Source organism: Paraburkholderia sp. (assembly GCF_049581445.1).
GTDB lineage: Bacteria > Pseudomonadota > Gammaproteobacteria > Burkholderiales > Burkholderiaceae > Paraburkholderia.
The window spans coordinates 1-21,153 of sequence record NZ_JBAURZ010000213.1 but is presented as its reverse complement, the minus strand read 5'-3'; the positions used below and the strand labels follow the sequence as shown (position 1 = coordinate 21,153).

Below are 21,153 nucleotides of genomic sequence, written 5' to 3'. Positions count from 1 at the left end.
GGAACCAGGTGCGGATACCGTCGACTGGTTTGGCGTCGCGCCATTGCCCGGCGAGCGCACGAGTACGGGTGGCGTGATGGCGCAACGCCCGCACCACGTGACGGCGGGCGGGACGCGCTGCCTTGAGGGCGGCGCGGGTCAAGCGGGTGCTCAGGAGAGTGTGCATGGCTTCAAAGGTAGGCAGCGGATCGCAGGGCGGATGTGCTGCAAAAATATGCAGCAAACATGCCAGCGGTATCGATGGGCACGCCTGAAAACTCATTGGGAGTGGCGGCATGGGCCGGAGTGGGCCGCGCGCCAAGGGAAAGAACTGCAAATACATTCAACATGCCGGGAGGCTACACGTGAAACGTGACGCAAGGAAGTCCGTGTTACCCCGACCTTCTACGGGTTTTTACGGGGTCAGCTGGCAGACGATGCAGCCCGGATCGCGCCCTTTGTGTCCAATTGACGTGCACCTCTGCCCTTACCAGGTGCAGCAGATGCGCCACGGCGCTGCGGCCCGATGAGCGCGACTGGAGCGCAACTGCAGTACGCGACTCATCCCGTTCACTCGCCGCGCAGCCGCTGACATGGCGATGCGCTCCCCCGGATCGCCACGCAGGAAAGCGCCGCACGCCGATCGCGCCCGTTTTACAATCGAGCATCGGCTAGTGGAAGGTATCGGAACACCCATGTCATTTCATTCGAAAAAAGAACAGGTTCAGAGGTTGCGCGAGCAGGGCTTTGTCGTCGTGCCGGGATTGGTGGCGCCCGAGCGCTGCGACGAACTGAAGCAGATCGCGCAGCAACAGTTGGAGGAAGCGGCGGCCCCGATCGAGTTCGAAGCGGACTTGCGCTATCCGGGCGCGCCGGAGTCCAGGCATGCACCCGGCGGCCATACCGTGCGCCGCCTGCTCGACGCCTATTCGCGCCACGCGCGTTTTGCGCAATGGGCCACAGCTCCGGACGTTCGCGGCTGGATGGAACTGTATTTCGGTGAAGAGCCGCGTCTGTCGCGCGCGCATCACAACTGCATGATGACCAAGCATCCTGCGTACGGCAGCCTGACCGGCTGGCATCGGGACGCGCGCTATTGGTCGTTCGAGCGGGACGATCTGGTGTCCACGTGGCTGGCGCTGGGATCGGAGACCGTGGATAACGGTGGCCTGTGGTTCGTGCCGCAATCGCATAACGCGACTTTCACGTCGGATCGTTTCGATCAAGCGAAATTTTTCCGTTCCGATCTGCCCGAGAACGTCGCGCAGATTCGCACGGCTGTGTCGCCGGAACTGAACAAGGGCGACGTCGTGTTCTTCCACTGCAATACGCTGCACTCGGCCGGCAAGAACCTCAGCGATGCGGTGAAATTCTCGCTGGTGTACACGTACCACGGAGCGAGCAATGTTCCGCTGCCGGGGTCTCGTTCGGCTTCCAAACCGGAAGTTGCATTCTGATTGCGGTTGGCCGGGGCTGTCCCGTGCGGGCCGGCCCGTGAATCAAAGGGGCGATCCGCCGCGTAAGCGAATCGCACTGCCTGTTTTCAGCGCCTGCCGCTCGACGTAGCGATCCCGATCAGACCCGCTAGCGATGCCACCACACCGCCGGCAATCAGGAAGATGGCCTTGTTGGTCGGCGAACCGGTGAACACGCGCGACACATCGCTGCTCAGCGAATGGAATGCCTGGCCGCCGAAATACAGTAACACCACGCCGCCGACAAGCAGGGCAATCGAAATCGCTTTGGTCATGAACTTCCTCCAATAAAAGGGTCGTCGAAGTTTAGGGGAGCAGCGCGGCCGCGTCCATGTGCGTCCCGCATAATGGGTCCCTGCACCAGGCGCGGCGATTGGCTAAGATATTGGCCTCGCCTCACCTGCAATGAACCGCGCAAGCCCGCGCGAAACAACAATGACCGGCAGCGCGCCGGGTCGGCCCTCTTTCCTTTCGCTTTCATCAAGGACTCAAGCAATGGCTTACGAAGCAGCTTCAGCACGCTATTCGGACATGCAATACCGCGTTTGCGGCAAATCGGGCCTCAAACTGCCGGCGCTGTCGCTTGGCCTGTGGCACAACTTCGGCGATACCACGCCGATCTCGACGCAGCGCGAGATTCTGCGTACCTCGTTCGATCTCGGCATCACGCACTTCGATCTGGCGAACAACTATGGCCCTCCGTATGGCAGCGCCGAAACCAATTTTGGCCGTCTGTTCAAGGACGACTTCAAGCCGTACCGCGATGAACTGCTGATCTCGTCGAAGGCTGGCTGGGATATGTGGCCAGGTCCGTACGGTCAGGGCGGCGGTTCGCGCAAATATATCCTCGCGAGTCTGGATCAGAGCCTGCAGCGCATGGGGCTCGATTACGTGGATATTTTCTATTCGCATCGCTTCGATGCTGACACCCCGCTCGAAGAAACCGCTGGTGCGCTGGCGAGCATCGTGCAGCAGGGCAAAGCGCTGTACGTGGGTATTTCGTCGTACTCGGCCGCCAAGACTCGCGAGATGGCCAAGCTGCTCGCCGAGTACAAGGTGCCGCTGCTGATTCATCAACCGGCTTACAACATGCTGAACCGTTGGGTCGAAGAAGAACTGCTCGATACGCTCGACGAACTGGGTACGGGCAGCATTGCTTTTACGCCGCTCGCGCAAGGGCTTCTGACCGGCAAGTATCTGAACGGCGTGCCTCAGGATGCACGTGTCAACAAGCCGGGTGGCGGCTCGTTGAAGCAGGATCATCTGAACCCGCAAAACCTCGGGCACATCCGCAAGCTCAACGATATCGCGCAACGACGCGGTCAAAGCCTCGCGCAAATGGCGCTTGCATGGACGCTGCGCGGTGGACGAGTCACGTCGGCGCTGATCGGCGCGAGCAAGCCCGAACAGGTGATCGAAAACGCTGGCGCGCTGAAGAACCTCGAGTTCTCGAAAGAGGAGTTGGCCGAGATTGACCGATTTGCGATCGAGGGTGGCGTGAACCTGTGGGAAAAGCCGTCCACGGATCAGGCGGTTTAAACGTCGCACGAGGCAACGTAGGTGTTGCTCCGGAAATGGTTTTGAAAGCCGCCGTAAGGCGGCTTTTTCTCTATGGGTGTGGGTGTTCAGACGCGACGTCCTGCGACTCCAACGCCATTCTTCCCGCTGTCATACAGCGCTGCTATGGTCGCCTCCGATCACGACTCGACGGAGGAAAGATGGACCGAAGTGCGGCCGCTCAAGCTGGATCGACGACACCAACCGCGGGACAAGCGCGGCGCACGCCGCGACGCGCCACGATTGATGTGCGCGCCAATCTCGCGTGGCTGATTGCGGTGACGCTAGCGCTGGCGCTACAACTCTTCGGGCTGCCGTTTTTGCTACGTGACTGGGGTACACCAGCGTTGCTGCTGATCGTGCCGCTGGTCATATCGACGCCCACGCACTGGGGATTGATCCACGAGGCAATTCACGGGCAACTGTTTGCCCGGCGACATCTGAACGAGAACGTTGCGCGCGCTCTGGCGATTGCCTTCGCGCTTCCGTTCGACGCCGTGCGTTTCGGACACCTGATGCATCATCGCTTTACCCGCGAACCGTTCGATCGCCCGGACGTCGTGGACCCAACGCGGCCTCTGTGGCACACCCGACTCAGCTATTACGCGCGCTTGCTGGGCGGCCTGTACGTGGGGGAACTTGTGTTGCCAGTGCTCGCTTTTTTACCCGCGAACATGGCGCGTTCGATGGTGACTCATGCAATTGGCGCAGAAGGGCCGGTGGGTGCCGACGTGCAACGTCTCTTTGGCGGCTTCGCGGCTGATCCCGCGCGGCGTGCTCGAATCCGGCGTGACGCGTTGCTGGCGCTCGCGCTCTTTGCGACGGCTTTTTACTTCTACGGGATGTGGTGGCCGGTGCTGGCCGTGATGATGTATCTGCGAGGTGGCTGGCTATCGCTCGCCGACAACCTGCCGCATCATGGTGTTGGACCCGACGAGCCCGGACGTGCGCGCAATTTCCGCGTTCCGCGTATATGGCAAGGTGTGCTGATGAATCATCATCTGCATCGATTGCATCATCAGCAGCCGACGTTGCCGTGGACCGCCCTGCCCGCACTTGCGCATGAAGTCCGCAGTGAATCAGACGAATGGACTCAACCCGCCTATTTCAGCAGCGCACTACGTCAGTTCAAAGGTCCGGGCGCACTCGACGCCACAGTGCCTTCGAACGAGCCCGGGTCCCGCACCTGCTAAACCAGCGCGGGTAGTCCTTCCACGAGCAGAACCGCGACTCCGACACCGAGAAGCGCGCCAAGCACGCGGAAGACGTTGTGCCTTAACTCCGTCTTGCAGGGCAGCGCGCCGACAAACAACGCGCCGGCTAGCGCCATCGGAATGACCAGGATGAAATCGCCGATTGTGAAGTAGGTCATGCTTGTCTCCTTATGATGTCCTCGCGGCGTCAGCAGCTATTTCTAGAGTAATTTGGCTGTCACGCTTGATTTGAGTATAGGCCAGAGTTTGACCGGTGTGGAGACAGGTTGCGGCGCTGCAGCGAGCTTGTGCAGCGCATCGAAACCTTGCCAGGCGGGGCTGTGCAGCGATGCACAGGCCGCCGTTTGTGCACGTAGATGTGAAGCGTACGCTTACAATGGCCTTTCCGACGGGGCTTGTAGTCAGGCGGCGCCGACCCGTTCGCGTCTGCGCAGCCAGAGCGAAACGGCTATGCCCAGCGCCAGCAGCATGCCGACTAATCCCGCAACGCCATTCCAGCCGTGTGCCGTCCAGAAGCGCCCCCCATACGAACCGACAATGCTCGACCCCAGGTAATAGGCCAGCAGATACAGCGCGGCCGCTTGTCCCTTGGCTTCCTTCGCTAGCCGTCCAACCCAGCCGCTAGCTACCGCGTGGCTGGCGAAAAAGCCAAACGTGACGCAGGCAATGCCCGCGGCGATGGCCGGGATCGACTGCAGCATCGTCAATCCGAGCCCGATCAGCATGATCACGACGCCGCCCGTCAGCACGCGAGCGCGGCCAAAGGTATCGGCCATCCGGCCCGACCATGGCGAGGCGACCACGCCGGTCAGATAGACGACGAAGATACCGCCAATCGCCGTTTGGCTCAGGTGATAGGGCGGCGCGAGCAAGCGGTAACCTATGTAGTTGTAGAGCGTAACGAAGCTGCCCATCAAAACGAACGCCATCAGAAACAGGGCCGGCAGGCTAGCCTGCGTGAACTGTCGCGCCAGCGCCAGGCGATGATGTGTAAAGCCAAGTCCCCGGCGCGGCACGAAGTGACGCGAGGGTGGCAGGAGGGAGCGAAACGCAAGCATCGAGAGGACGCCGAGTACGCCAATCGTGCCAATCGCGACGCGCCAGGAAAACAGATCGGCGACCACGCCGGTGATCACCCGCCCCGCCATGCCGCCGATCGCGGTGCCGCCAACGTAAAGTCCCATCGCCAGGCCGAGCCCATCCGGATGAACCTCCTCAGCGAGATACGCCATCGCGACGGCCGGCACGCCGCCGAGCGCAAGCCCTTCAAGTGCGCGCAATACCAGCAACTGGTGCCACTGCGGCGCGATGGAAACGCCTAACGTGAGAAGCGCGGAGACGCTCAACGAAAGCGTCATCAACCGGTGACGGCTCCAGCCTTCCGAAACGAAGCCGGCAACGAACACCGCGAGCGCAAGCGCGGCCGTCGTCACCGAAAGCGACAGACTGCTTTGAGCAGGGCTCACACCGAAAGCGCTCGAGAACGCGGGCAGCAAAGGTTGCACACAGTAGAGCAACGAGAAGGTCGCGTAGCCTGCGAATAAAAGCGCCAGGCTCGCACGCCAGTAAGCAGGTGTGCCGCGTTCCAGATAGGGCACGGCGGAGGGCGACGTGGAGGAAGCAGCGTGAGACGGTGGAACAGCTGAAGAAGCAGTCCGGTGGGGTTCCGGCGATGCGGTCACGAATGGATCTCCTTGCGCCATGGCAAAGGACTCAACGATACCCCGATTGCGCGCATAGCGCCTTCCAGCCCGGCAACGAGAGCGGTTGGTGAATCACTCGGGTCCGTCCCACGCGGATGTTCAGATGGCCAAAGGGTCACGACAAGCGTGGTCGCAAGTGTGACCTGAGGCGCGAGATTTGGATACAGCGGCGCGGCAGGGTTTATGATGGCTCATCGGCATGCGGTACAGTGAGGTCATCTGCATCAGTGAACTCGATTACCGCCGCGCCCGACGCGGAGAGAATCAGGTGCGTTTGCAACGTTATCGGCGAAGCGGCGCTTTTTATCATCACATCGACCGGCACGATTTCCATAAAGCCGGCAATGGGAGAACGGGGAAATATCATGCAAGTCGGTTCTATTGTCCGCTCCGTGCATATCGCCGTACCACAAGGTGCGCGCGGGATAGTCATGCGTATTCTCGGCGACATGGCGATGGTGGCGTGGTACGCCGGTGAGCCCGGCACTTCGCAGCATCTCAACACTGAACCCTTTTTCCTCGAAGACCTGATCGATACGGGCGAACTCGTCCGCCCGTCCAGCGCGCAGATACACTAAACGCGGCTCGTGCTCGCAGGTGTCGCTGCGGCGCTCGTCTTTGACGGCGGCGCGGCGCACAATGCGGGCATGAACGACGAAACCCATGATCTGCAGGACGGTGTCTCCGGTGCCGTGCCTTTTGCCCGGCTAAAGCCGGAATGTGTGCTCGATGCTATCGACAGCGTCTTGAGCACCGTCGGCGTGCGCACCGATGGGCGCATGCTGCCTCTGAACAGCTACGAAAACCGCGTCTACCAGATTGGTGTCGAGGACGGGCCGCCTGTCGTCGCGAAGTTTTACCGGCCCGAACGCTGGACGGACGAGGCGATTCTCGAAGAACACGCGTTTGTTGCCGAACTCGCCGCGCGCGAGATTCCGGCGGTACCGGCGCGCGTCTTCGAAGGCCGCACGCTGCATACATTTGATGGATTTCGCTTCTCGATCTTCGAGCGGCGCGGCGGTCGCGCGCCTGATCTGGACCGGCGCGATACGCTCGAATGGCTCGGCCGCTTTATTGGCCGCATCCATGCGGTGGGGCAAACGCAAAACTACGCGGCGCGCCCCACACTCGATATTCAGACGTTTGGCTACGAACCGCGCGATTTTCTGCTCGCCCAACGTTTTGTACCGGACGATGTGCGCACCGCATGGGAAACCGTCGTCAATCTCGCGCTCGAAGGCGTGGAACAGGCGTTTGAGCGGGCGGGTGAAGTGCGCGCTATACGCATGCACGGCGACTGTCATCCGAGCAATGTGTTGTGGACCGATGCCGGCCCGCACTTCGTAGACTTCGACGACAGTCGCATGGGACCGGCCGTGCAGGATCTGTGGCTGCTTCTGCCGGGCGAGCGCGCCGAAGCATCGCTCGCCCTCACCGACCTGCTGGCCGGATACGAGGACTTCTGCGAGTTCGAGCCGCGCGAACTGTATCTGATCGAAGCGTTGCGCACGCTGCGGCTGATTCACTACCAGGCGTGGCTCGCGCGACGCTGGGACGATCCCGCGTTTCCGGCGGCGTTTCCGTGGTTCAACACACAGCGCTATTGGGAAGACCGTATTCTCGAAATGCGCGAGCAACTGGGCGCGATGCAGGAAGGACCGCTCTGGCCGGTTTAACGCTTGCTAAGCGGCGTTACTACTTCTCGCGCAGCACGCTACGCACACATTGCGGCCTTACGGGCCGAACGGCGAAGACGGTGCGCTTGGTGAACCCGGCGCGAACGACGCGACATGCGACGTTTCGACGAGCGTCGACTTGACGATCACCTCGGCACGCACGTCACGCCCCAAGGCCTCGATGGCGGGACGCATCTGGGTGAAGTCGTCGGGCGTGCAGACATCGCTGGGGAAATGCGTGCTGCCGTCGCGCGTCATAGTCACGATGTTGGTTTGTGGATCGAATGTGTAGTGTGAATGGAAGTCGAGGTAGCGATCCTGCGTTTGCAGTGCCTCCGGCATGTCGAGCACGCGGAAATTGGCCGGCAGCGCAATCCGCGCGTGTTCATGCATTTCAAGGTTGTGGCAGACGAAAGGTTGTGTGCGCTCGCGTTCGCCCAGCCAGTACTGCGCATCCGCACTGAAACCGCCGGCCAGGCTCGTCAGCGCCGGAATGGAGGCGGCGGTGCCGGGTACCACCAGACTTTCCAGCGTGCCTTTCATCGTGATCGTTAGCGGACCGTCAGTTGCGGTGAGGTCGCTGGTGGACAGCGTGGCCGTGCCGTTCAGGTTCGCGCTGTGCAACTCGGCTTGAATAGACTCTTCACGTTGTGCAGGCGTCTGCATGCGCAACATCGCGCGGCCCTGTTCGGCTGACCAGCCGGACGCTTCGAGCTGGTAGACGAAGCTCGCGGAGCCATCGGGCGCGACTGTGATCGACAGATCGGTACGGTGCGCCATCGCGGCGGTCGGGGGCGTCTGCGCCAGCGTGCCTTCGTTGACGAGGATCGCGGGCCGGTTCATATCCGACGACGGCAGAAAGCCAAATTCCACGTAGGACGCGGTCGAGTCGGCGTACATCTGCAAGTCGGGCAACCAGGTAATGACGTGATTGATCACGCCGTAGCCCGGCACGCTCGGCAGGGTGTAGATCGTGCCGTTGCTGATCAGCGCCGGTTCATTGCGGATGCCCACGGCATCGAGCAACGCGCCGTAAAGTGCGACGTGGTCCTTGCAGTCGCCGTAGCGGTCCGCGAGGATCGCGCTGGCCCGATGCGGTTCGACCGCGCCGCGTCCAACGTTGATCGCGACATAACGCACGTTGCGGCGGACCCAGTCGTAGAGCGTCTTGGCCTTTACGCGCGGCGACGGGTCGTGCGCCGTAAGTGAGCGTGCAAGCTGCACGAGCGCAGCGTCGTGCGCGCTCGGGTCGGCCGCCGACGCGCGGTAAGTTGCTGCGAACGCGGCATAGTCCGTGAAGGTGGAAACCATCAGCCGGTCGCCGTACGACACGTAAGCCACTGAGCCGTGTTCCAGACGGCTGAAATGCGCCCGGTCGTAGCGGAATTCGTAACGGGTGCGACCTTCGTGCGTCACCGGCGGTTCGACCGTAAATCCGCGTGCATCGGCGTAGAGCGGCTTGTTTGCGGGCAGGTCGTAAATTAGACGGAAGTTGTGCGTCGGTGCGAGATCCGGCGGGGTGAAGTCGCTGAATTGACCTGCGACGATCGGCACCCTCTGTGTCTTGCGGTAGGTGAGATGCACACGAGAGCCAGGTTCGACCGCGGGAAAGACGATGACCTTTTCCTGGATATCCTGGAACATCGGCGCGTCGAATGAGCGCGCTTCCTGCACGTCGCGGATCTGATCGGGCTGAACGTCGTGTCGCGCACCGTCCGCACCAGTCGTGTAGGCCTCGATGACCTGGACATCCGCCATGTTGCGATTGAACCAGATGTACTGCTGCGCCGCCCGCGCCACGCCGGCCTCGCTGTTTACGCGTAGCGTCATGCTGTCGAGCTTGGTGTACGAGCCGTCCGGGTTGACGGTGTAGGTCTGGGTTTCGCCCTCGTTCGTATAGGGGTCATCCGGTTTGCTGGACATGCCGGTGCTGGCGGCGCACGCGCTCGCGAGCCAGCCGGCAAGGGCAATGCAGACAAGGCTTACGTGGCGCATGGCAGGTTCAGGCATCCGAACGATCATGTTGGTGACGTGCACCGCTCAGAGTCGGTTGACAGAAGGTAGTTGTCAAGCGGCTGCCGCGCATAAAACTGCGCCCACCGGCTACGGTTGCGACGGCTCTTTGCACGCACCGGGCCGCGCCGAACGAGTGCCAACTGGCCATTGCGAAAGGCGTCTGTCAGGCCAACCTGTCCGTACCCGTGCCCATCGCGCCCAGCGCGCTGATCTTCACGTCGCCCTCGGGGAAACGCGCAAACATGACCAGTTCGCCGCCTAACGCGTGAATGTGATCACGCAGCGTCGAGATATACATGTCCGTTCGCTGCTCGAGTTTGGCGATGCTCGGCTGCTTCACGTTCAACAAGCCCGCGAGTTCCTCCTGCGAGAATCCACGCGCGCGGCGCATTTCGGAGAGCGCCATTTCGGCCAGCGTTTCTTTCGCTTTTTGCTCCGAGCGGGCCTGTGCTGCTGGCGACATCTTCGCCCGCAATTCTGAGAATTTTTTTGCCATCGTTAGCTACCTCAAGTTCTAGCTGCGCCAGGTGATCACGATATAAAGCATCCGCGCGAGGGATATTCTGCGCATACCACCGATCGTTGCCGGTCTTGGTTCCACCGAGTAGCAAGATGGCAGTTCGACGCGAGTCGAGCGCATAGAGCATACGGTACGGTTTACCCGCGTGCTGAATCCGCAATTCACGCATGTGGTTGTATCTTGAACCCTTGATCTGACTGGAGTGCGGATAAGGCAATTCCGGTCCGACCTGCTCTAGTAAACGGACTCCATGGTCGACCGACTCCTGCTCCTCTTCCGTCAAACCATCCCACCATTCACCGAACGGGTCGGTGTATTCAACTTCCCACGTCATGGATAAATATAACCTCAAAGGAATATTCCGTCAAAGGAATAATTGTAGTGACGTGCTCACGAATCATGGACGCCGGAACCGAAATCACAAGTGCCATGCGTGAGCGTGCCGCGCGGCTTCGAGTGAGCCGTGCATGAGGTCATGCTATGGATTTGGGAAAGTGCTGCCAGTCAGCCAGATGGCTAACGTTGAAGAGGAATGCGAACGAAGAGAGGGGCAGTCAGACAATGCAAAGGGTGACGTCAGTCGACGTCACCCTTCATCCTGCAATGCGTTGCAACGGGCCAAATAACGACTACACGCTGCAAGCCGCGCCACCGCTCGCGGCAATTTCCCGAGCCGCCTTCGCGCCTTCGACCTGCAGCAGCGTGGGCAGCGACACGCCGTTTTTTGCCGCCGTCACTTCCGCGAGAATCGACACAGCGATTTCAGGCGGCGTCCTGCTGCCGATATAGATGCCCACCGGCCCGTGCAGTCGCGCCAGTTCGGTATCATTCAGGTCGAACTCCTTGAGCCGCTCGCGCCGCGCGGCGTTGTTGCGCCGCGATCCGAGCGCGCCGACATAGAACGCGGGCGTCTTGAGCGCCTCCATCAGCGCGAGGTCGTCGAGCTTCGGATCGTGCGTCAGCGCAATGACCGCGCAGCGCTCGTCGAGCTTCATCTCGAGCACGGTATCGTCCGGCATCGTGCGGACGATCTTTGTGCCGGGCACGTCCCATTCGTCGGTGTACTCTTCACGCGGATCGCAGACCGTCACCTGATAGTCGAGGCCCACGGCGATATGGCACAGGTAGCGCGACAACTGCCCCGCGCCAATAACGAGCATGCGGTAGCGCGGACCGTGGATCGTCAGCAACCGTTCGCCATCAAAGTCAACACCGTCGGTAGCCTGAGCGGGGCCGAGATGCACCGCGCCCGTGGCCATGTCGACGCGCCGTGCGATCAGGCTGCCGTCCTCCACCGCCTCGCATAACCTGGCGATACCGCTTTCCTGACCTAGCGGTTCGAGCACCAACTGGATCGTGCCGCCGCAGGGCAGCCCGAAGCGGTGCGCCTCTTCCGCCGTGATACCGTACTTGACTGCTTCGGGCCGCGTCTGCTCGATGCCGCGTTGCCGGACCCGTTCGATCAGATCGTCTTCGATACAGCCGCCCGACACCGAGCCCACCACGAGCCCGTCGTCACGCACGGCCAGCATGGCGCCTTCGGGACGCGGCGACGAGCCCCACGTCTTGACCACCGTCACCAATAGCGCGCGATGTCCCTGTTCGAGCCAGCGTGCGCTTGACTTCAGGACTTCGAGATCCACGCTTTCCATGATTTCTTCCTTTTTGCTTGGTCCGGATCATCAGTCTGACCTGTTTGGGCGCCGCCGGATTCGGAATCCGCTGCGCCGGTCGCCGAAGCTTCCGTAGACGTATCCGTGTCCGCTTCCTCTGCAACCGCGCCAGCGCCTTCACCGGTCACCTGAGCGGTGAAGCGTTTGAAAAATTCGCCGGCTAGCTTGCGCGCGGCACCGTCGACCAGCCGTGAGCCGATCTGCGCGAGCTTGCCGCCGACCTGCGCGCTCGCCGTATAGGTGAGCCTGGTTGCCTCGGCGCCTTCCGGTTCGAGCGTCACCTGGGTCTCGCCCTTGCCGAAACCGGCCACGCCGCCTTGACCTTCAAAGACGATCGTATAGGTATGCGGTGCGTCAATGTTAGTCAGCAGCATACGGCCCTTGAAGCGTGCCTTGACTGGCCCGACCGCCGCGCTCATCGACAGCGCGTAGGCATTTTCGCCGTCTGCCTCGATACTCTCGCAACCGGGAATGGATGCACGAAGGATGGCGGTATCGTTCAACGCTTCCCATGTACGTTGCTGCGATGCGGGCAGCGTATAACTTTCGGTCAATTCCATCGCGGTGCTCCTGTTGTCCCCTGCGAAGCCGTCTCATGCTTGCTAATCGTGGCGGCTGCGGCGATGCGCGGCGCACGCGTCAGTTGCGCGAGATCACGGCCGAACGCAGTCAGACAGTCAAGATTATGAACCGGCCGGTGCGCGTCCACATGTGGCAGGATCGCCTGCACGCCGCGCGCCTTGGGTGAGAAGCCGCTGTAGCGCAGCAGCGGGTTGAGCCAGATGATGCGGTGGGCGAAGCGGCGCAGGCGCGCCATTTCGGTATCAAGCACAGGAATGGCTTCGTGATCGAGACCGTCGGTGACGAGCAGGACGGTTGCCCGGCCGGTCAGCACGCGGCGAGCCCAACGGCGGTTGAATTCGGCGAGCGTCGCACCAATGCGCGTGCCGCCGGACCAGTCCACCACCTGATCGGCGAGCATGCTGATTGCCACGTCCGGGTCGCGTTCGCGCAGCGCGCGAGTCGCATTGGTGAGGCGCGTGCCGAACAGGAACACCTGGAGACGTTCGCGCGATTGCAGCAACGCGTGGCAGAAATACAGCACGGCGCGCGAATAGGCGCTCATCGAGCCTGAGATGTCGAGCAGCAGCACGAGCGGTGGCTTGCGTTCCGTCACGGCGCGGTACTTCCACACGGTCCAGTCGCCACCCGCCCGTACCGCGTAACGGGCGCTGGCGCGCAGGTCCGCGTGGGTGCCGCGCGAGGCGGCCTTGAGGCGGCGCGTCGGTTCCGTGGCAAGCGGCAGGCGCTGGCCGCGTATCACGTGACGTAGCGTGCGCCATTCGTCCGCGGTGAGCGTGTCGAAGTCACGATGACGCAGGCGTTCTTCCGCGCTGAAGGTAACGTGCGCGTGCAGTTCGTGCTGCTCGGTTTCAGGCGCGGCGTGGGCTCCGCGTGTGAGGGGCTGCCGGGCGGCGAGGGCATCGGCGAGGCGGTTGTTGCGTTTTGGCGGAGGCAGGCCGTTGCGCACCTTGGGCAACAGTAGCGCGCGTAGCTTGCCTTCCCAGTCGGGATCGCGCCAGAACAAATTGAAAGCGGCATTGAAGATATCGTGTTCGTCCGGCGCGGACACCAGCAGCGCGGCAAGCGCGGAGCGCACGTCGTCGCGGCGTCCGAGGTCGATCCATTGCAAGGCGGCGATGGCGTCCACTGCCTGCGCAGGCGACATGGGCAGACCGGCGCCACGCAACACCCGAACGAAATGCACGACGTTGTGCGCGAGGGTGGGCGCCAGTTCGTCACTGGAGGGAGCGTTCATCGCCATCATTGCGCCGTGGACAGACATTGGGCGATCTGCGCAGCGTCGATGCGCGCGAGGTCGTCCTGATACTTGAGCAGGACGCCGAGCGTGTTCTGCACCGATTGTGGATCGAGTTCGGTGACGCTCAATGCCGCCAGCGCGCGGCACCAGTCGATTGTTTCGGCAATGCCTGGCGCCTTGAACAGATCCATGCCGCGCAACTGATGCACGAAATCCACAGCGCGCCGCTGCAATGCCGCGCTGGTCTGTGGTGCGCGTGCCGCGACGATGGCCAGTTCCCGGTCGCGTTCGGGATAGCCGATCCATTGGTACAGACAGCGTCGCTTAAGCGCGTCATGAACCTCGCGCGTACGGTTGGAGGTCATCACCACAAGCGGCGGCTGATCCGCGCGCACCGTGCCGTATTCAGGAATCGATACCTGGAAGTCCGATAGCAGTTCCAGCAGGAAAGCTTCGAACGGTTCGTCGGCGCGGTCGATCTCATCGATCAACAGCACCCGTCGCGCCCCCGGATGCTTTTCGTCAGGCATCAGGGCTTGCAGCAACGGGCGTTTGAGCAGGAATTCGCTGCGGTAGAGCGTGTCGTTGCCGGGACGCTCACCGGCCGCTTCCGCGAGCCTAAGCGCCATGATCTGGCGCGGGTAGTCCCATTCGTAGAGCGCGCTCGCGGTGTCGAGACCTTCGTAGCATTGCAGCCGCAGCAGCGAGGTGCCGAGCAGACCGGCAGCCGCTTTGGCCAGTTCGGTCTTGCCCACGCCCGGCTCGCCCTCGACGAACAGCGGCCGCTCCATGCGCAAGGCGAGGAACAGCGCGGTCGCCAGTTCCCGATTGGCGAAATAGTCCTGGGCGGCGAGTTGGGCGAGCGTGTCGTCGATTGAAACGGGCTGCATGTAGCTCCTCACCGCGCCTCGCGCTACCCGTTCGCCGTCGTCACTGCGCGCGCAGCCAGCACTGGAATCAGATGCGCCCGATACTCGGCGCTCGCGTGCATATCCGCGTTCAGGTCATCCGCAGAGACGGTGACCGCTCGCGCGGCTGCCGGCGTGAAATCCGACGATAACGCGCTTTCCAGTTCCGCCGCACGAAACACTGAGGCCGCCGCGCCCGTCACCGCCACCCGTACACCGCCTGCGTGCTTTGCGACGAACACGCCCACTAGCGCAAAGTGCGAGGCAGGATTACGGAATTTTTCGTAGCCGCTGCGTTCGACGACCGGAAACTCGACCGCGGTGATCAGCTCGTCGGGTGCGAGCGCGGTTTCGTACATGCCGACGAAGAAGTCGTCGGCGGCGATGCGGCGCCGGTCCGTCACGACCGTCCCACCCAGCGCCAGCACGGCAGCGGGATAACAGGCGGCGGGATCGTTATTGGCGAGCGAGCCGCCGATGGTGCCCAGCGCCCGCACCTGGCGGTCACCGATATGCCCCGCCAGACTGGCAAGCCCCGGCAGCACGCGGCGGATCTCGGCATGCTCGGCCACATCCGCGTGGCAGACGGCAGCGCCGACCGTAACCGTGTTTGCGTCGACGCGAATCTCCTTGAGCGCGGCGATACGTGTCACGTCGATCAGCTTCGAGGGTTGCGCCAGACGCAGGCGCATGGTCGGCAACAGGCTCTGACCGCCTGCGAGAAATTTGGCGTCGCTGTCACCGGCGAGCGCGGCGACTGCCGCTTTCGGGTCGGCCGCACGTTGATAGTCGAATGCGTACATGTCGGCTGCTCCATTCAGGGTTGTTGGGCGGCGCGGATCGCGGACCACACGCGATGCGGCGTAGCCGGCATCTGCAGATCCTTCACGCCGAGCGGCGCCAGCGCATCGAGAATCGCGTTGATCACCGCTGGCGGCGAGCCGATCGCGCCGGCTTCGCCGCAGCCTTTCACGCCCAGCGGGTTATGGGTGCACGGCGTGCCCTTGGCGGTTTCGACGGTGAAGCTCGGCAGATCGGAAGCCCGTGGCATGGCGTAATCCATGTACGAGCCGGATAGCAGCTGACCGCTCTCGAAGTCGTACACACAGCGTTCGAGCATCGCCTGCCCGATCCCTTGGCCTAGGCCGCCATGCACCTGTCCTTCGACGATCATCGGATTGATCACGTTGCCGAAATCGTCGACTGCGGTGAATTGCTGGATGCGGCATTCGCCGGTTTCTGGGTCTACCTCCACTTCGCAAATGTAGGCACCTGCCGGATAAGTGAAGTTCGTCGGATCGTAGAAGGCGCTTTCGTCGAGGCCGGGTTCGAGCTTGTCGAGCGGATAGTTATGCGGCACGTATGCCGCGAGCGAGATATCCGCGAACGCCTTGGTGCGATCGGTGCCGGCGACGCGGAACACGCCGTCTTTAAACTCGATGTCTTCCGCCGCAGCCTCGAGCAGATGCGCGGCGATTTTCTTGGCCTTTGCTTCGATCTTGTCGAGTGCCTTCATGATGGCCGAGCCGCCCACTGCGATCGAACGCGAGCCGTACGTGCCCATGCCGAACGGAATGCGCCCGGTATCGCCGTGCACGATCTCGACGTTGGCGAGCGGAATGCCCAGCCGGTCTGCGACAACCTGAGCGAAGGTCGTCTCATGTCCCTGGCCGTGGCTATGCGAGCCGGTGAACACGGTGACGGAGCCGGTCGGATGGACCCGCACTTCGCCGGCTTCGAACAAACCCGCTCGCGCGCCTAACGCACCGGCAATGTTCGACGGCGCCAGGCCGCACGCTTCGATGTAGCATGAGTAGCCAAGCCCGCGCCGCTTGCCGTTTTGCTCCGACGCCTGCCTGCGGGCCGCAAAGCCTTTCACGTCCGCGAGTTCCAGCGCGCGTGCCAGACACGTTTCGTAATCCCCAGTGTCGTAGGTGAGGCCCACTGGCGTCGCATACGGGAAGCTGCGAATAAAGTTGCGGCGGCGTATCTCCGCGGGGTCCAGGTTCATCTCGCGCGCAGCGGTTTCAACCAGGCGCTCGACGACGTAGGTAGCCTCCGGCCGCCCCGCGCCACGATAGGCATCGACGGGGACTGTGTTGGTGAAGACCGCCTTCACTTCGGCATAAATGGCCGGGGTCGCGTATTGGCCCGCCAGTAGCGTCGCGTAGAGGATGGTCGGTACGCTCGAGGCGAAGGTCGACAGGTACGCGCCCATGTTGGCAATGGTGTGCACGCGCATCGCGAGGAACTTGCCGTCGGCGTCCATCGCCAGTTCGGCTTTTGTCACATGGTCGCGGCCGTGTGCGTCGGAGATGAAGGCCTCCGAACGTTCAGCAGTCCATTTCACCGGCCGGCGGATTTTTTTCGACGCCCAGGTCAGCGCGACATCTTCCGCATACAGAAAGATCTTCGAACCGAAGCCGCCACCCACGTCCGGCGCGATCACGCGCAGCTTCGATTCAGGCAGCGACAACACGAACGCCGCCATCAGCAGACGCTCGACGTGCGGATTCTGGTTCGCCACATACACCGTGTAGCTATCGTCCTGCGGCGACCAGCTCGCATTCACCGCGCGCGGTTCAATGGCGTTCGGGATCAGACGGTTGTTGACGATATCGAGCGTCGTGACATGCGCGGCTTTGGCGAAGGCGGCGTCGGTGGCCGCTTTGTCGCCGTGGCCCCACGTGTAGCAGGTGTTATCGGGCACTTCGTCGTGGACGGCAGGCTGGCCAGGATCGGCTGCATGAGCTGGGTCCACGGTAGCGGGCAGCACGTCGTAATCCACTTCAATCAGCTCGGCGGCGTCCTTTGCGGCCTTGATCGAATCGGCAATCACCAGCGCCACCTGGTCGCCGACGTGGCGCGCTTTGGTATGCGCCATCACCGGATGCGGTGGCTCGTTCATGGGCTTGCCGTCGACGCTGTGAATCAGCCAGCCACACGGTAGTCCGCCGACGTTTTCGGCCGCCATATCTGCGCCGGTGAATACGGCAACGACACCAGGCGACTGCTTCGCCGCGGCCGTGTCGATGCTCTTGATCCGCGCGTGCGCGTACGGGGAGCGCAGAAATACGGCATAGGTTTGCTGGGGCAGGACGATATCGTCGGTGTACTGACCGTTGCCGGTCAGGAAGCGATAGTCTTCTTTGCGCTGAACTGAGGCGCCAATCAGCGGATGCGGGTCGGGTGCGTTCATCGTCGTCTCCTCAGGCGGTGACTTTGGCGTCGGCTTGGGTTTCGGCTTGCCTGGGCGCGCCGGCCTTCATGCCGGCAGCGCCTTCAAGCACGGCCTTGACGATGTTGTGATACCCCGTACAGCGGCACAGGTTGCCGTCGAGCTGGGCTCGTACGTCCGCTTCGGTCAGATCAGGCTGGCGTCGGGCGAGCGAAGTCGCGCTCATCACCATGCCCGGTGTGCAGAAGCCGCACTGCAGACCGTGACAGGCACGAAACGCCGCCTGCATGGGATGCAACTCACCGTCTTTGGCGAGACCTTCGATGGTGGTAATGCTGGCGCCTTCCGCCTGCACCGCGAGGATGTTGCACGATTTGACCGCGCGCCCATCCAGATCAACCGTACATGCGCCGCATTGAGCGGTATCGCAGCCGATATGCGTGCCGGTTAGCCGGAGTTGATCGCGTAGAAACTGGACAAGCAGGGTGTGGGGTTCAATTTCGGCGGTAACGGGTGCGCCGTTCACCGTCAGACTGATGCTGATCGCCATGAACTGTCTCCTTTGTCGACCGGAGTTAGCGCTTCAGCGCTTACTCCGGTCCCATGCAACATGGTTGCCAGGGGAATTCGAGACCGGCGCGGCCCACATCCACTACCTTCCGCCTGCCTGCTGTGAGGGCTCGCTTCGGTTTGTGCTTTTTATGGTTCCACCGAAAAGTAAAGCACAAATCGCTCGGGGGTGCTATCGGGGGAAATCGTCCGGCTTACGGGTATGACGGGCGCGGCGGCCCCGGCCGGGCAAAAAAAACGGCACGCTGCGTAGGCAGGCGTGCCGTTTTGCTGGAGGGTGAGCGCCGGTGGGCGGCGTTCAGTTCAGCAGAACTTTCACGTTAGTGATGTTGCACGCCCTGCGCGAGCTTTGAATGCCGGCGTGAGTAGCTGAAGTAAATCACCATGCCGATCAACAACCAGATCACGAAGGCGATCCACGTGATCAGTTGCAGGTTCACCATCAGGAACAGGCACGACGCCACTGCGAGCACCGGCACGACCGGGACGCCGGAGCAGCGGAAGGCGCGCGGCAGATCCGGGTGAGTCTTGCGCAAGACCAGCACGGCGATCGAAACCATCGAAAATGCCGCCAGCGTGCCGATATTGATCAGTTCCGCGAGAACATTGAGCGGTACCAGCGCGCCGATCAGACCAAAGAAGATACCGACGAGCCACGTGGTCAGGAACGGCGTCGCAAAACGCGGATGCACACGCGAGAGTTTGGCGGGCAGCAGTCCGTCGCGCGACATCGCGAAGATCACCCGCGTCTGGCCGTAGGCCATCACGAGGATCACGGTCAGCATGCCGAGCACGGCGCCGAGATCGATAAAGCCTGCGACCCACTTTTCGCCCGCGACCTGCAATGCGTAGGACACCGGATGGGAAATGTTGGCGAACTGCGCCGACGGCACGATACCCGTGACCACCGCAGCGACGGCCACGTACAGCACCGCGCACACGCCCAACGACGCGATGATGCCTATCGGCAGATCGCGTTTGGGATTCTTCACCTCTTCAGCAGCAGACGATACCGAATCGAAACCGATAAACGCGAAGAACATCACCGCGGCCGCGCCGAACACGCCGTTCCACCCGTTTGGCATGAACGGGTGCCAGTTGGCGGGTGTCACGTGAAATACACCGACGCCGATCACCAGCAGCACCACGATCACCTTGATGGCCACCATGACGTTGTTGATGCGCGCGGACTCGCGAATGCCCACGGACAGGAGCGCGGTGATGGCCATCATCACGAGGAAGGCGGGCAGGTTGAACAAGGTTTCGTGACCGGGCACGGCGCCCGGGGCAGCCGTCAACGCGACCGGCAGCGAAACGCCGAAGCCCGACAGCAGCGATTGCAGATACCCCGACCAGCCCACTGATACCGCGGAAGTCGCCAGCCCATATTCGAGCATGAGATCCCAGCCGATGATCCACGCCGCCAGTTCACCGAGCGTGGCATACGAGTAGGTGTAGATCGACCCGGCGACCGGAATCGTCGAGGCGAACTCGGCGTAGGCCAGCGCGGCAAAGCCGCAGGCGATCGCGGCAAAGATGAACGACACCATCAGGGCCGGGCCGGCCTGCACGGCGCCCGTGCCTGTCAGCACGAAAATGCCGGTGCCGATAATGGCGCCGACACCTAGAAAGGTGAGGTCAAGCGCGCCGAGGGCCTTTTTCAGGCCGGCGCCGGCAGCGCTGGCCGCGATCATGTGCTCGACGCTTTTCTTGCGAAACAGGGACATTGGCGAGGGTCTCCGGTAGTGCACGCATCTTGCGCGCCGAATGTCGGGAAACCCTCAATTTTAGCGGATATGGGATCAGACACCTTTTTGGGACGATACGCCGGCCTCCGTGGTTGGGGGCGGAATATGGCCGTAATGTCGGGATTTCGGCGCTAACCTTGCGGTTGCCCAGAAGGCACGGCAAGGCTTTTTCGCGACAAGGCGTGACTAAGGCGTGAATCGCCTAACGGTTCGAGGTGTCCGGCGGCGGCGACGGCTACCGGATTGATACGCGGTGCCCGAATCAACCGGCCATTGCCGGGTTCAGGTCGACGAGCCGGTTGCTCATTACGTAGAAGGTAAGTTCGGCGTTGTTGCGCAGCTTCATCTTTTCGAGCAACCGTGTCCGGTACACGCTGACGGTCTTGACCGACAGGGACAGTGTGAGGGCGATATCCGTCAGGCGTTTGCCCGACGCCAGCATGCACAGCGTCTGATATTCGCGGTCGGAGAGCTTTTCGTGCGGCATCTGCTCGCCGTCGAACGAGACGTAATCCGCCAACGCCTCGGCCATGGCCGGGCTGACGTATTTGCGGCCCGCCGCGACCTGCTGGATCGCGCCGATCATCTGGGCGGCGTCGACCGTCTTCGACAGATAGCCGGCGGCGCCGGCTTTCAACGCCCGGACTGCGTACTGGTCTTCGCGGTACATCGAAAACATCAGCACGGCCGCGCGCGGCGCCTTGCGCTTGAGGCGCTTGAGCACTTCGACGCCGTTCATGTCGGGCAGCGAGATGTCGAGCAGCACCACGTCATATACGTGTTTGGAGACGGCGGCGAGCGCGTCCGCGCCTGTTTCAGCCTCGGCGACTTCAACCGCGACACCCCGGTCGAGTAGCAATTGACGCACGCCTTGGCGGACCACGGCGTGATCGTCGGCGATCAGGATGCGCAAACTCATGACCGCGCGCTCACGAGAACTGGACGCGGCGTTCGGCGCACGCGTCCCCCGCGAGCATCGCGTCCCAGGCGAAGCGGGCGCGTACGGTGGTACCACGCATCTGGGCGCCCTCGTGGTCGCGGCCTCGGGCGCTAATCTGCACAGTGCCATCGAAGGCCGCGCAGCGTGCGCGCATGCCGGCGAGGCCAAAGTGAC

General features: G+C 62.5%; 20 protein-coding genes and 1 pseudogene. 6 read left to right on the top strand and 15 right to left on the bottom strand.

Annotation, left to right across the window (positions count from 1 at the left end; translation table 11 throughout):
* Positions 1-674: 674 nt before the first annotated feature.
* On the top strand, positions 675-1,436 hold the full coding sequence (locus WCA85_RS18660) for a phytanoyl-CoA dioxygenase family protein (RefSeq protein WP_424066358.1): 762 nt from the start codon (positions 675-677) through the stop codon (positions 1,434-1,436).
* An 86-nt stretch (positions 1,437-1,522) separates the two neighbouring features.
* Here WCA85_RS18660 and WCA85_RS18655 read toward each other — a convergent pair whose 3' ends face one another.
* The gene (locus WCA85_RS18655) at positions 1,523-1,729 is read right to left on the bottom strand and encodes a DUF3185 family protein (protein WP_424066357.1); all 207 of its coding nucleotides are present in this window, start codon (positions 1,727-1,729) and stop codon (positions 1,523-1,525) included.
* Between the two features lie 220 nt (positions 1,730-1,949).
* Here WCA85_RS18655 and mgrA point away from each other — a divergent pair, with 220 nt between their 5' ends.
* Both mgrA and WCA85_RS18645 read left to right on the top strand, forming a co-directional pair.
* Positions 1,950-2,993: an L-glyceraldehyde 3-phosphate reductase gene (gene mgrA, locus WCA85_RS18650; protein ID WP_424066356.1), complete on the top strand. Its 1,044-nt coding sequence runs from the start codon at positions 1,950-1,952 to the stop codon at positions 2,991-2,993.
* A 179-nt stretch (positions 2,994-3,172) separates the two neighbouring features.
* A complete protein-coding gene (locus WCA85_RS18645; protein WP_424066355.1) occupies positions 3,173-4,204 on the top strand; it encodes a fatty acid desaturase family protein in 1,032 nt (343 codons plus the stop codon).
* Here the strand turns inward: WCA85_RS18645 and WCA85_RS18640 are convergent.
* Both WCA85_RS18640 and WCA85_RS18635 read right to left on the bottom strand, forming a co-directional pair.
* Entirely contained in the window at positions 4,201-4,383 is a 183-nt protein-coding gene (locus tag WCA85_RS18640) for a hypothetical protein (protein WP_424066354.1), read from the bottom strand. The two genes, WCA85_RS18645 and WCA85_RS18640, sit on opposite strands and share 4 nt — an antisense overlap.
* A 243-nt stretch (positions 4,384-4,626) precedes the next feature.
* The gene (locus tag WCA85_RS18635; RefSeq protein ID WP_424066353.1) at positions 4,627-5,907 is read right to left on the bottom strand and encodes an MFS transporter; all 1,281 of its coding nucleotides are present in this window, start codon (positions 5,905-5,907) and stop codon (positions 4,627-4,629) included.
* Positions 5,908-6,293: 386 nt separating this feature from the next.
* Between WCA85_RS18635 and WCA85_RS18630 the strand changes: the two genes are divergently transcribed.
* Both WCA85_RS18630 and WCA85_RS18625 read left to right on the top strand, forming a co-directional pair.
* Positions 6,294-6,506: a hypothetical protein gene (locus WCA85_RS18630; RefSeq protein ID WP_424066359.1), complete on the top strand. Its 213-nt coding sequence runs from the start codon at positions 6,294-6,296 to the stop codon at positions 6,504-6,506.
* Positions 6,507-6,575: 69 nt separating this feature from the next.
* Positions 6,576-7,604: a serine/threonine protein kinase gene (locus WCA85_RS18625; RefSeq protein WP_424066352.1), complete on the top strand. Its 1,029-nt coding sequence runs from the start codon at positions 6,576-6,578 to the stop codon at positions 7,602-7,604.
* A gap of 57 nt (positions 7,605-7,661) precedes the next feature.
* Here WCA85_RS18625 and WCA85_RS18620 read toward each other — a convergent pair whose 3' ends face one another.
* The 12 genes and pseudogenes from WCA85_RS18620 to rqpR all read right to left on the bottom strand — a co-directional run bounded on the left by WCA85_RS18620 (position 7,662) and on the right by rqpR (position 20,958).
* Positions 7,662-9,599: a DUF3857 domain-containing transglutaminase family protein gene (locus WCA85_RS18620; protein ID WP_424066351.1), complete on the bottom strand. Its 1,938-nt coding sequence runs from the start codon at positions 9,597-9,599 to the stop codon at positions 7,662-7,664.
* 184 nt (positions 9,600-9,783) lie between these two features.
* A complete protein-coding gene (locus WCA85_RS18615) occupies positions 9,784-10,116 on the bottom strand; it encodes a helix-turn-helix domain-containing protein (protein ID WP_424066350.1) in 333 nt (110 codons plus the stop codon).
* A gap of 52 nt (positions 10,117-10,168) precedes the next feature.
* Positions 10,169-10,474, bottom strand: a pseudogene (locus WCA85_RS18610) (type II toxin-antitoxin system RelE/ParE family toxin); the annotation flags it as partial.
* A 295-nt stretch (positions 10,475-10,769) separates the two neighbouring features.
* Positions 10,770-11,792 carry an XdhC family protein gene (locus WCA85_RS18605; RefSeq protein ID WP_424066349.1) on the bottom strand — a complete coding sequence of 341 codons (1,023 nt, stop codon included), beginning with the start codon at positions 11,790-11,792 and terminating at the stop codon, positions 10,770-10,772.
* On the bottom strand, positions 11,765-12,373 hold the full coding sequence (locus WCA85_RS18600) for a CoxG family protein (RefSeq protein ID WP_424066348.1): 609 nt from the start codon (positions 12,371-12,373) through the stop codon (positions 11,765-11,767). Before WCA85_RS18600 ends, WCA85_RS18605 begins: the two co-directional genes overlap by 28 nt.
* Positions 12,364-13,659 (bottom strand): vWA domain-containing protein, encoded by a 1,296-nt coding sequence (locus tag WCA85_RS18595; protein ID WP_424066347.1) that lies wholly within the window; start codon positions 13,657-13,659, stop codon positions 12,364-12,366. The genes WCA85_RS18600 and WCA85_RS18595 overlap by 10 nt, the downstream gene beginning before the upstream one ends.
* Positions 13,638-14,525 (bottom strand): AAA family ATPase, encoded by an 888-nt coding sequence (locus WCA85_RS18590; protein WP_424066346.1) that lies wholly within the window; start codon positions 14,523-14,525, stop codon positions 13,638-13,640. The genes WCA85_RS18595 and WCA85_RS18590 overlap by 22 nt, the downstream gene beginning before the upstream one ends.
* A gap of 23 nt (positions 14,526-14,548) precedes the next feature.
* Positions 14,549-15,346: an FAD binding domain-containing protein gene (locus tag WCA85_RS18585; RefSeq protein ID WP_424066345.1), complete on the bottom strand. Its 798-nt coding sequence runs from the start codon at positions 15,344-15,346 to the stop codon at positions 14,549-14,551.
* 14 nt (positions 15,347-15,360) lie between these two features.
* Positions 15,361-17,742 carry a xanthine dehydrogenase family protein molybdopterin-binding subunit gene (locus WCA85_RS18580; protein ID WP_424066344.1) on the bottom strand — a complete coding sequence of 794 codons (2,382 nt, stop codon included), beginning with the start codon at positions 17,740-17,742 and terminating at the stop codon, positions 15,361-15,363.
* Between the two features lie 10 nt (positions 17,743-17,752).
* A complete protein-coding gene (locus tag WCA85_RS18575) occupies positions 17,753-18,271 on the bottom strand; it encodes a (2Fe-2S)-binding protein (protein WP_424066343.1) in 519 nt (172 codons plus the stop codon).
* A 340-nt stretch (positions 18,272-18,611) separates the two neighbouring features.
* Positions 18,612-20,018, bottom strand: coding sequence for an amino acid permease (locus tag WCA85_RS18570; protein WP_424066342.1), 1,407 nt, complete (start codon positions 20,016-20,018; stop codon positions 18,612-18,614).
* Between the two features lie 283 nt (positions 20,019-20,301).
* Positions 20,302-20,958: a response regulator transcription factor RqpR gene (rqpR, locus tag WCA85_RS18565; protein ID WP_424066341.1), complete on the bottom strand. Its 657-nt coding sequence runs from the start codon at positions 20,956-20,958 to the stop codon at positions 20,302-20,304.
* Here rqpR and WCA85_RS18560 point away from each other — a divergent pair.
* On the top strand, positions 20,945-21,153 hold a 209-nt coding region (locus tag WCA85_RS18560), incomplete at its 3' end, for a hypothetical protein (RefSeq protein ID WP_424066340.1). The genes rqpR and WCA85_RS18560 overlap by 14 nt on opposite strands.

What these genes read in the sequence shown, in the direction of transcription:
- WCA85_RS18660 (WP_424066358.1), top strand. Translation starts at nt 675, where the DNA reads ATGTCATTTCATTCGAAAAAAGAACAGGTTCAGAGGTTGCGCGAGCAG.
- WCA85_RS18655 (WP_424066357.1), bottom strand. Translation starts at nt 1,729, where the DNA reads ATGACCAAAGCGATTTCGATTGCCCTGCTTGTCGGCGGCGTGGTGTTA.
- mgrA (WP_424066356.1), top strand. Translation starts at nt 1,950, where the DNA reads ATGGCTTACGAAGCAGCTTCAGCACGCTATTCGGACATGCAATACCGC.
- WCA85_RS18645 (WP_424066355.1), top strand. Translation starts at nt 3,173, where the DNA reads ATGGACCGAAGTGCGGCCGCTCAAGCTGGATCGACGACACCAACCGCG.
- WCA85_RS18640 (WP_424066354.1), bottom strand. Translation starts at nt 4,383, where the DNA reads ATGACCTACTTCACAATCGGCGATTTCATCCTGGTCATTCCGATGGCG.
- WCA85_RS18630 (WP_424066359.1), top strand. Translation starts at nt 6,294, where the DNA reads ATGCAAGTCGGTTCTATTGTCCGCTCCGTGCATATCGCCGTACCACAA.
- WCA85_RS18625 (WP_424066352.1), top strand. Translation starts at nt 6,576, where the DNA reads ATGAACGACGAAACCCATGATCTGCAGGACGGTGTCTCCGGTGCCGTG.
- WCA85_RS18620 (WP_424066351.1), bottom strand. Translation starts at nt 9,599, where the DNA reads ATGCGCCACGTAAGCCTTGTCTGCATTGCCCTTGCCGGCTGGCTCGCG.
- WCA85_RS18615 (WP_424066350.1), bottom strand. Translation starts at nt 10,116, where the DNA reads ATGGCAAAAAAATTCTCAGAATTGCGGGCGAAGATGTCGCCAGCAGCA.
- WCA85_RS18605 (WP_424066349.1), bottom strand. Translation starts at nt 11,792, where the DNA reads ATGGAAAGCGTGGATCTCGAAGTCCTGAAGTCAAGCGCACGCTGGCTC.
- WCA85_RS18600 (WP_424066348.1), bottom strand. Translation starts at nt 12,373, where the DNA reads ATGGAATTGACCGAAAGTTATACGCTGCCCGCATCGCAGCAACGTACA.
- WCA85_RS18595 (WP_424066347.1), bottom strand. Translation starts at nt 13,659, where the DNA reads ATGTCTGTCCACGGCGCAATGATGGCGATGAACGCTCCCTCCAGTGAC.
- WCA85_RS18590 (WP_424066346.1), bottom strand. Translation starts at nt 14,525, where the DNA reads ATGCAGCCCGTTTCAATCGACGACACGCTCGCCCAACTCGCCGCCCAG.
- WCA85_RS18585 (WP_424066345.1), bottom strand. Translation starts at nt 15,346, where the DNA reads ATGTACGCATTCGACTATCAACGTGCGGCCGACCCGAAAGCGGCAGTC.
- WCA85_RS18580 (WP_424066344.1), bottom strand. Translation starts at nt 17,742, where the DNA reads ATGAACGCACCCGACCCGCATCCGCTGATTGGCGCCTCAGTTCAGCGC.
- WCA85_RS18575 (WP_424066343.1), bottom strand. Translation starts at nt 18,271, where the DNA reads ATGGCGATCAGCATCAGTCTGACGGTGAACGGCGCACCCGTTACCGCC.
- WCA85_RS18570 (WP_424066342.1), bottom strand. Translation starts at nt 20,018, where the DNA reads ATGTCCCTGTTTCGCAAGAAAAGCGTCGAGCACATGATCGCGGCCAGC.
- rqpR (WP_424066341.1), bottom strand. Translation starts at nt 20,958, where the DNA reads ATGAGTTTGCGCATCCTGATCGCCGACGATCACGCCGTGGTCCGCCAA.